The sequence below is a fragment of the Terriglobia bacterium genome (assembly GCA_036496425.1).
Lineage (GTDB): Bacteria > Acidobacteriota > Terriglobia > 20CM-2-55-15 > 20CM-2-55-15 > 20CM-2-55-15.
Genome location: DASXLG010000407.1, coordinates 1 through 9,419, shown reverse-complemented (window position 1 = coordinate 9,419; position 9,419 = coordinate 1). Strand labels below are relative to the sequence as shown.

The window sequence follows — 9,419 nt, the reverse complement described above, 5'->3', positions numbered from 1 at the left end:
GAAGCCGCCGAAGGCGGCAGGGGGTCGCTCACAAGCCATGCGCTAATTCACTCCCGCCAGAGAGACCAACACGCCCATCGCGATCTCGATTCCTCTCACGCTGGGCCCCTTCTCCACATCGATCCATTCGTCGAGCGTGTGGTTGCGGCCGCCGGTCCCGCCGGACTCCAGCGTGATGGCGGGAATACCCATGCTCATCGGAATGTTTGAATCCGTGCTGCTCGGCCCATATGTCGGATTCCCACCGAAGGCCCGGATGACGGCGGCCGCGGTCTGGACAATCGTGGAGTTCATCGCGACCTGGCCGAAAGGGCGATCGCCGATCAATTTCACTTCAACTTCGATGCGGCCCTGAATCGTCGACCTCGCATGATTTTCCTCGTCTTCGGCCTCATGCATCAGCCGCGTGAAGGTCTCGACGGTTTTGTCCAATTCCTCCTTCTGTTCGGAACGGATGTCGACCTCCATCCAGGACTCGAATGGAATCGAATTGACGGACGTGCCGCCGCCGATGACGCCGACATTGAAGGTCGTTCTGGGATTGGAAGGCACCAGCATCCGCGACAGCTTCGCGATGGCGTTGCCCAGGGCGAATGCCGGACTGACAACTCCGAACGACCCGAAGCTGTGTCCGCCGGGACCTTTGAAGGTGACTTTGAAACGCTTGCTGCCGACGCCACCCACCGTAACATCGTTGCCCCATCCGAACGGATCGAGGGAAATGAACATCTTGATCTTGTCTTTGTACGGGCCTCGCTGGAAGAGATACTTCATTCCTCGAAGATCGCCTTCACCCTCTTCGCCGACATTGCCGATGAAAAGAATGTCGCTCGTAGTTTGAATCCTGGCCGCGTCCATTGCGCGAACGATTTCAAGCAGGACTGCAAGCGCTCTCGAATCGTCGCCGACACCCGGCGCAAATAGCTTCGTGCCTTCACGGCGCACCTGGATGTGCGTTCCTTCAGGAAACACGGTGTCGAGATGAGCCGCAATCGCGATCAACGGGCCATTGCCCGTGCCCTTCCGGACCCCGATGACATTACCTTCCGGATCGATTTGCACATTGGTGAGGCCGCTTTGCCGGAGCATATCCGCATAGAGCCTGCCCCGCTTGTCTTCTTTAAATGGAGGCGCCGGGACTTCGGTGATCTGAATCAGTTCGCGTACGAATCGATCGTGGTCCTTCGCGACAAAGTCTTCGGCCGACTTGAATTTCGGATTCGACAGCGCCGGCTGGCCGTAAGAGGGGAAGGAACACAAGAAGCACAAAAAGCACAAGAGCAGCAAACTACATCTTGTGCTTCTTGTGCCTCTTGCGTTCCTTCCCCTCTTACCTCCGGTCTTCATAGACAAGTTTGCCTCCGACAATCGTCGCGACGGCCTTGCCCTTCAGTTGCCATCCGTTAAACGGCGAATTGCGGCTTTTTGAGCGCGATTGAGCGACGTCGAATGTCCAGGCGCGGTTCAGGTCGAGAATCGTGAGATCCGCATCGCTGCCTTCGAACAGACCCCAATTGCGCACCTTCATGATCCGCTGAGGATTGAGCGAAAGCAATTCGATCAGTCGGGCAATCGGCAGTTGCAGCTTCGTGCAGGCCAGGCCAACGGCAGTTTCGAGACCGGTTATGCCGAAGGGCGCACGATCGAATTCCAGCATCTTCAAATTAATGTGATGCGGCGCGTGGTCGCTCGCAATGGCATCGATCGTTCCGTCCTGAAGGCCGTGAACCAGCGCCGCAACATCATCCGCGGACCGGAGCGGCGGGTTCATTTTGGCATTCGTATCGTAGTTGGCGACGGCAGCATCCGTCAGCGTGAAATGGTGGGGCGTGACTTCGGCCGTAATCTGCAGGCCGCGCGCCTTCGCGTCGCGCACCATTTCCACAGCCCGGCGTGTACTCAAGTGCGCGACGTGATATTTGCCGCGCGTCAACTGGGCCAATATCAAGTCGCGCGAAACCATCGTTTCTTCGGCGGCGGAGGGAATGCCTTTCAGCCCAAGCCGCGTGGAATACATGCCCTCGTGCATGACACCGCCCTTGGATAAATGCAGATCCTCGCAATGCTGGATGACGGGCAGGTCGAACATCTGCGCATATTCCAGCGCGCGGCGAAACAACTGGGCGTCCATGACCGGCTTGCCGTCATCGGAAACGCCGGCGATGCCGGCTTCGAACATCTCCCCGATTTCGGCCAGCGTTTCACCCTTCTGTTCTTTCGTGATCGCGCCGATCGGAAACACGCGGGCCGGCGATGAGCGGCGCGCTTCCGAAACGATGTAATGCGTAATGGAAGGATTATCGTTCGGCGGTTTCGTGTTCGGCATCGGGGCGACGGCCGTGAACCCTCCGGCCACGGCCGCGTTTCCGCCGGAAGCTATGGTTTCCGCCTCTTCGGTACCCGGCTCACGCAGGTGAACATGAATGTCGAAGAACCCGGGCGCGACGATCAGCCCTGTAGCATCAAAGACTGGAATCTCGGGTGCGCCGGCGGCGTTACCGACCGCCGCAATCCTGCCATTTCGGATGAGAACATCCGTGACTGTATCGAGCTTGCGAGCGGGATCGACAACCCTGCCGTTTTTTATGATGAGATCCATTACCCTCCAAGCAACAGATACAGAATCGCCATGCGCACCGCCACGCCGGCGGCCACCTGATCGAGAATGACCGAATACGGACCATCCGCGACATCGGTGGCGATTTCAACACCCCGGTTGATCGGCCCGGGATGCATGATGATGACATCCTCTTTGGCCTGTCTGGCGCGCTCATGCGTCAGTCCGTAATAACGGAAATATTCGCGAACGGATGGGAAAAAGGATTCGCTCATGCGCTCAAACTGAACGCGCAGCATCATGATGACGTCGGCGTCGCGGATGGCTTCGTCCATCGAACTGGTATGGTGCAGGAACTCGCCGTTTTCGCAGACCATCTTCTCGATGCCGGGCGGCATCAGCGTCGGCGCCGAACAAAGCCATACGTGAGAGCCGAACTTCGTCAGCAGATGGGTGTTCGATCTTGCAACGCGGCTGTGCGCGACATCGCCGACGATGGCAACTTTCAGATCATTGAGCCGGCCTTTCCGCTGGCGGATCGTGCAGGCATCGAGAAGCGCCTGGGTGGGATGCTCGTGAGCGCCGTCGCCGCCGTTAATGATCGAGGCACGCGTCAACCTGGCCAGTGTGTGCGGAGCTCCGGAAGAGGGATGACGGATGACAACGGCATCGGCGGACATGGCGTCGAGCGTTTTTGCGGTGTCGATCAAGGTCTCGCCTTTCGAGACGCTGCTGGTCGAAGCCGAGATATTGACGACGTCGGCCGACAGCCGCTTGCCCGCGATTTCAAACGAAGTGCGCGTGCGCGTCGACGACTCGAAAAACAGGTTGATGACGGTTTTGCCGCGGAGCGTAGGAACTTTCTTGATGGGCCGGGTGGAAACTTCCTGGAAGGATTCGGTGGTATCGAGGATTTCTAAAATTTCTTCACGATTGAGATCCTGGATTCCAAGAACGTCTTTCCGCTTCAGCACCTAGATTTTTTCCATGACGTAAATCGCGTCTTCGCCGTCGATTTCCGTGAGCTTGACCTCAACGACCTCATTGTCTTTCGTCGAGACCTTCTGGCCGGTAAAGTTTGCTTCGATCGGGAGCTCCCGATGCCCGCGATCGATCAGGACCGCCAGCTGGATCGTACGCATGCGGCCGAAATCACAGAGCGCGTCGAGCGCGGCTCGAATCGTCCGCCCGGTGTACAGGACGTCATCGACCAGCACCACATCGCGGTCATCGATGTGCGGCGGCACTTCCGTCTTCAGGACCACGGGCTGCGAGGCGACTCGTGTCAGATCATCGCGATACAAATTGATGTCCAGCGTGCCGAACTGCGGTTCCCGTTGAGTCTTCGCCGCGATGTGCGCGGCCATCCGGCGCGCCATCGGAACGCCGCGCCTCTGGATACCGATCAGGACGACGGGCCGGCCACTGTTGGCTTCGAGGATCTGCTCGGCCATGCGATCGAGCGTCGAGCGCACTTCCTCAGCCTTCATTAATTGATAGTTGAGCTTCAAAGACATGTTCACCCGCTACGCGCGCAGCTGAAAATTATATGCTAGATTCATCGCTAATGAGTGGCGTTGATCTCTCGATCGAGCTCGCCGGCATCCGCCTTCCGAATCCGGTTATTGCAGCCAGTGGAACTTTTGGCTACGGGGAAGAGTTTTCCCGCTTCGCCGATCTGCGCCGGATCGGTGCGGTTTGCGTCAAGGGTACTTCTGCCAAGCCCATCGAAGGCAATCTGCCGCCGCGCCTGTTTCCAACCGCTTCGGGAATGCTGAACTCCATCGGGCTGGAGAATGTCGGAGTCGACGCCTTCATCCGGGACAAAATGCCGTTCCTCCGCAGCACCGGCTGCGCCGTCTTTGTGAACGTCTTTGGATTTAACGCGGACGACTATGCCGAGGTCGTGGATAAGTTGAATACCTGCAATGGTATTGCCGCTTACGAGCTCAATATTTCCTGCCCCAATACCGAGCAGGGTGGGATGGTTTTCGGCCAGAGCCCGGAACTGACCAGGCAACTGACAAAAACGCTGAAGGCGCGGGCGCGGCGGCCGCTGATCGTGAAACTCTCTCCGAACGTGACGGACATCACCGAGTTTGCCCGGGCAGCGGAAGAAGCCGGCGCCGACGCGATCTCGGTCGCCAACACGTATCTCGGAATGGCTATCGATACCGACAGTTTCAAACCTCGAATCCATAACGTGACGGCTGGACTTTCCGGCCCGGCCATCAAGCCGATCACGCTGCGGATGGTTTATCAGTGCGCGCGCGCTGTGAAAATCCCGGTCATCGGGCTGGGTGGGATCGTCACGGCCGAGGACGCAGTTGAATATTTCCTGGCGGGCGCATCTGCCGTTCAGATCGGGACCGCCAATTTCAGGGATCCGCGGGCGCCGCTTCATGTCATCGATGGTCTCGAGAAGTTTTTGACAAAAAGAAGGCTAACCCGCATCCGCGACCTCGTGGGACAAATGAAATTATAGGGACATGAACGAAAAGATCATCATTGCGCTGGATGTCAGCTCTCCCCAGAAAGCCATCGAGCTTGTTCATGAATTGCACGACCTGGCAGGCATGTTCAAGGTCGGAAGCCAGCTGTTCATGTGCGGGGGCCGCGAAATCGTTCTGGAGATCATTCGCAATCGCGGAAAGGTTTTCCTCGACCTTAAATTTCACGACATCCCGAACACGGTCACGCATGCGGCCCTTGAAGCCGCCAGACTCGGCGTCAGCATGATGACGATCCATGCCAGCGGCGGCCGCGCGATGATGCAGGCCGTACCGAAGGAATTGCACGAGAAGCTGGGGGCGCGCCGGCCGATTGTCGTCGCCGTGACCGTCCTGACCAGTTTCGATACGCGCGCCCTGTTCGAGGTCGGCGTGGAACGTCCGCTGGATGAACAGGTGCACCGGCTCGCCTTATTTGCGCAGGAATGTGGCATCGACGGCGTCGTTTGCTCGCCGCGCGAAATTCAGCTGGTCCGGAAAGCGGTCAATCCGAATTTCAAGATCGTCACTCCGGGGATCCGTATGCCCGAACAATCGATGAACGATCAGCAACGCATCGCCACACCCCACGATGCGCTCGCCGCCGGCGCCGATTACATCGTCGTTGGCCGCGCCGTCACGGACGACCGTGATCCACGGGCTGCATTGCAGCGGCTTGTCGCGTCGATCTGACTGTTTTTCGCCTATTTCGGCGCCGGAAAAATCGCAATCCGATCGCCGCGGAACGATCCCACCCACAATTGGTTGCCGATTGGAATCGCAACGGTTCCCGCACCGAATGCGGGGGTGTCCGGCTGGTTTATCAGTTCGGTTATCTTGAGAGAGCCTGGGTCGATACGAACCACATTCGACGTCCGTTGTCCCTGCCCTGAGGCCAGAATCGAGCCATCCGGCGCGAAGCGGATGTTGTCGACTCGAAAGCCCAACGGAATCGAATCCCGCTTTACCGGCGTCTGGCCTCGCGACATACGGAAGAACGACTGGCTGCCCCACGCGGCGACATACAGCGTCTTGCCGTCCTTCGAAACTTCCACGCCGTTCGGGCCGGACGCTTCGCTTCCCGGCACTTTCACCCATCCCTTTCCCGTATGCCATTCCCACAACTCGCCATTGTTCTCACCGGCCATCAACTTCGTTCGCGCGGCGGCCGCATTCGCTCCACGCTCCAGATAATTGGTGGCAATGAATCCATCGCCCGGCAGAGGCACAATGGAATTCAACCCGATCGGGTCGGGAGCGACGGCACAGCCGATCCATGTCACTGCCGGCCGCTTTGGACGCGCGTCGACCTCGAATACTTCGATCGACTCCCGCTTGCCATGGTGAACGGCGTACAAGGTATGCGTCGAATTTCTTCCCACACGCAAGGCAAGACCGTGCGTCGTGAACTTCGCCTTGTCGTCAGCGTCCGGGGCGCCGGGACAGGTGTCGTAGGTTTTCTTGTCGAGTTGGTCCCTGGCATCGGCGCTCGGGTAAAGGGTGCTCGAGGTTTTGTCGCGGACATTAATCAGGCGAATACCGCCAGCGCCGCCAAAAGCCGATGCCAGCATCCAATCGGTCCCCGGCAGATGGACGAGATCTTCGGGCGACTGCTGGCCGCATACAAACTGGATGTTTCCTGCCGGCGAACAGCCGGTTGGAGTCTGGGCAGCGAAGGCCCGAGACAGAACGAGCGTCAACGCCGTCAGTGCCAATGCGAGCAAAACTATAACTTTCATGGAGGGTCCCCTTTCGCGCTCGACATAATATAATCGCCACCACTATGAGGACAATTCGCGTGTTTTCGGGTTTGTTCCTGCTGCTCGGCGCTGCGTTCGCCAAGGGTCCCGGCCGCAACATCGACTGGCCGACGTACCACGGTGACATGAGCGGCAACCGTTTCACCAGAATCACGCAGATCACGGAAATTCATGGGGCGGCGTTCTCGGTTCGGTTACGGGTTTGGTGTTTGTCGATGAAGACAGTGGAATGTTCATCGCCGTGGCGGCAGGGACGAGCATTCTGACGTTCGGTCTGCCGGACTGATCAACCTTTCACGAAGTTTTTCACGCGCTCGTCGGAAGCGATCTTTCCGTCACGGATGCTGATGACACGATGGGCATATTCCGCGATGTCGCGCTCGTGGGTAACCAGAATGATCGTGTTTCCTTCGGAATGGAGCTTATCGAAAAGCTTCATGATCTCGACCCCGGTCTGGGAATCAAGGTTGCCGGTAGGCTCGTCCGCCAGGATGATCGAGGGATTGTTGACCAATGCCCGGGCGATCGCCACGCGCTGGCGCTGACCGCCGGACAGTTCGTTCGGCTTGTGATCCATCCGGTCGGAAAGCTCGACCATCTGGAGCGCGTTCCTCGCGCGTTCCGTCCGCTCCCGCGAATGAACGCCGCTGTAGATCAACGGCAGTTCGACATTATGCAGAGCAGTAGCGCGGGCGAGGAGATTGAAGGTCTGGAAAACGAATCCGATTTCTTTGTTCCGGATATGGGCCAGCTCGTCGTCGTCCATCTCGCTGACGAGCCTTCCATTCAACCAATACTGACCCTTGGTCGGCGTATCCAGGCAGCCGATCAAGTTCATCAATGTGGACTTGCCGGAGCCGGAAGGTCCCATGATCGCGACGTATTCGTTACGCGGAATTCGGAACGAGACTCCCTGCAAGGCATGAACCTCGCTGCTGCCCATCTCGTAGGTTTTCCAGAGATCGTCGGTTTGTATTAGAGCGTCCTGGTCAGCGGCCATAGCGCGTCATTGAGCCTTATCTATTTTAATCCGTGTGTTGTCCTGCAGAGTGCGCAGCACCTGGTACGGGCCGGTCACCACGTTGTCGTTTTCCGAGAGCCCTTCGAGGATCTCGATGTCCGTCGTACCGGTGATACCGGTCTTCACGGGGCGGAACAAGGCCACGCCGTCCTTGAGCGTGAAGACGCCTTCTTTTTCCACCTTCTTTTTATTGTTGTTGGAGTCCTTGTTTACCGCAGCGGGAGCGGCATCGAATTCGCGGATGGTCAGGGCCTGGATCGGCACGGTCAGAATTTTTGGCCGCGTTGCAGTAACGATCGTGGCGGTGCAGGAGAGACCGGGCCGCAGTTCGGACGGTGGATTATCGAGCGTCACGACCACCTTGAAGTCTTTCGCCTCCTGACTCGTGCCTGCCGTCGCTGTCGAGGCTGTCCCGCTGCTTCTGGTGAGGGCGCTGTTGCCGACCTCAGAAACATGTCCGAGCAGAACCTTATCCCCCAGAGCATCGACTTTGATTCGAGCCTCCTGTCCAAGCTTCACGTTGACGATGTCGGTTTCGTCGACATTGACTTCGGCCGTAATCACGGACAGATCGGCGATTGTCATCAGGATGGTTCCCGCCTGATTCTGAACTCCGACGATGGCGGTCTCGCCTTCGTTGACCGGCAAATAGGTGATGACGCCATCCAGGGTTGCGCGGATCGTTGTCTTCGAAAACTGATCCTTGGCCCGGACCAGGGCCGCGCGTTGTTGAGCGACTCGCATCGCCGTGCTATCGCGCTGCTTCAGCATCTGCGCCGATTGAGCCTCCGCCTGGGCGAGCCGCGCCTTGTCGGAGTTGAGCGTTGCCTCGGCGATCTCATAATCCGCCTTGGCCTTCTCATAGGCGTCTTTCGCGATCAGACCCTGCTTGCTCAATTGTTCCTGCCGGTCGAAGTTTTGCCTGGCCCGGAGTAGATCGGCTTCGGAACGGGTGATCTCCGCTTTCGCGGATGCGACGGCGGCGTCCGCGGACCGGATCTGCGCGACGGTACCTTCGACATCCGCCGCCGCCGCATCGAGGCTCGCCTCCGCCGATTTCACGTCGGCTTCGCTCTGGATCGACTCCAGCTGAACCAGCAGGTCACCTTCGTGAACGCGATCACCCTCTTTGACGGGCAGCCGGATAATGCGGCCCATCATGTTCGAGCTCACGTTCACATCTTTCTTCGGTTTGATCTCTCCATTGGCCGACACGGTCTGGGTCAGATCCTGCTGAACCACGTGTCCAGCCTCGACGGCAACGACCCCTCTGTTGCGCGCGAATATGCTGTATCCGGCCGTCGAGCCGGCGCCGGCAACGATCAGAACAGCGATCAAAAGTTTTTTTCTGGTGGTCATTATCTGTCTCTATACGAACTCTTCCGCTCGCGAGTTCCACGCCGGGTCATGATACCCGATTGCATCGATCTTTTAAAAAACGGAGCCGCGCGCGATTTTTACTTTGTATTTTTGTGTAACATGTCTTAAAAATATTTTTAAACACGAAGCTTACCCAAAAGAGGTGAGCAATAGTCGTAAAGAGAATAAGGATCGGAGGTGAATTGATAATGGCAACGAAGAAAAAAGCTCCA

At 58.1% G+C, this 9,419-nt stretch carries 10 protein-coding genes; 3 read left to right on the top strand and 7 right to left on the bottom strand.

Going from position 1 to position 9,419, the window contains the following annotated elements; all coding sequences use genetic code 11:
• Positions 1-42: 42 nt before the first annotated feature.
• From VGK48_29395 to pyrR, 4 genes are all read right to left on the bottom strand, one after another.
• Positions 43-1,260: a M20/M25/M40 family metallo-hydrolase gene (locus tag VGK48_29395; GenBank protein HEY2385311.1), complete on the bottom strand. Its 1,218-nt coding sequence runs from the start codon at positions 1,258-1,260 to the stop codon at positions 43-45.
• Between the two features lie 70 nt (positions 1,261-1,330).
• Positions 1,331-2,599 carry a dihydroorotase gene (locus VGK48_29390; protein ID HEY2385310.1) on the bottom strand — a complete coding sequence of 423 codons (1,269 nt, stop codon included), beginning with the start codon at positions 2,597-2,599 and terminating at the stop codon, positions 1,331-1,333.
• Positions 2,599-3,531, bottom strand: a complete 933-nt coding sequence (locus VGK48_29385) for an aspartate carbamoyltransferase catalytic subunit (GenBank protein HEY2385309.1) — start codon at positions 3,529-3,531, stop codon at positions 2,599-2,601. The genes VGK48_29390 and VGK48_29385 overlap by 1 nt, the downstream gene beginning before the upstream one ends.
• A complete protein-coding gene (gene pyrR, locus VGK48_29380) occupies positions 3,532-4,074 on the bottom strand; it encodes a bifunctional pyr operon transcriptional regulator/uracil phosphoribosyltransferase PyrR (GenBank protein ID HEY2385308.1) in 543 nt (180 codons plus the stop codon).
• Between the two features lie 50 nt (positions 4,075-4,124).
• Here pyrR and VGK48_29375 point away from each other — a divergent pair, with 50 nt between their 5' ends.
• Both VGK48_29375 and pyrF read left to right on the top strand, forming a co-directional pair.
• Positions 4,125-5,042, top strand: a complete 918-nt coding sequence (locus VGK48_29375) for a dihydroorotate dehydrogenase (protein HEY2385307.1) — start codon at positions 4,125-4,127, stop codon at positions 5,040-5,042.
• A 4-nt stretch (positions 5,043-5,046) separates the two neighbouring features.
• Positions 5,047-5,739, top strand: coding sequence for an orotidine-5'-phosphate decarboxylase (gene pyrF, locus VGK48_29370; protein HEY2385306.1), 693 nt, complete (start codon positions 5,047-5,049; stop codon positions 5,737-5,739).
• A gap of 11 nt (positions 5,740-5,750) precedes the next feature.
• Here pyrF and VGK48_29365 read toward each other — a convergent pair whose 3' ends face one another.
• Positions 5,751-6,785, bottom strand: coding sequence for a hypothetical protein (locus tag VGK48_29365; protein HEY2385305.1), 1,035 nt, complete (start codon positions 6,783-6,785; stop codon positions 5,751-5,753).
• A gap of 44 nt (positions 6,786-6,829) precedes the next feature.
• On the opposite strand from VGK48_29365, the gene VGK48_29360 reads away from it, so the two are divergent.
• The gene (locus VGK48_29360) at positions 6,830-7,072 is read left to right on the top strand and encodes a hypothetical protein (protein ID HEY2385304.1); all 243 of its coding nucleotides are present in this window, start codon (positions 6,830-6,832) and stop codon (positions 7,070-7,072) included.
• Positions 7,073-7,092: 20 nt separating this feature from the next.
• On the opposite strand, the gene VGK48_29355 is transcribed toward VGK48_29360, so the two are convergent.
• Both VGK48_29355 and VGK48_29350 read right to left on the bottom strand, forming a co-directional pair.
• Entirely contained in the window at positions 7,093-7,806 is a 714-nt protein-coding gene (locus tag VGK48_29355; protein ID HEY2385303.1) for an ABC transporter ATP-binding protein, read from the bottom strand.
• A 6-nt stretch (positions 7,807-7,812) separates the two neighbouring features.
• Positions 7,813-9,186 (bottom strand): efflux RND transporter periplasmic adaptor subunit, encoded by a 1,374-nt coding sequence (locus tag VGK48_29350; GenBank protein ID HEY2385302.1) that lies wholly within the window; start codon positions 9,184-9,186, stop codon positions 7,813-7,815.
• Positions 9,187-9,419 lie beyond the last annotated feature (233 nt).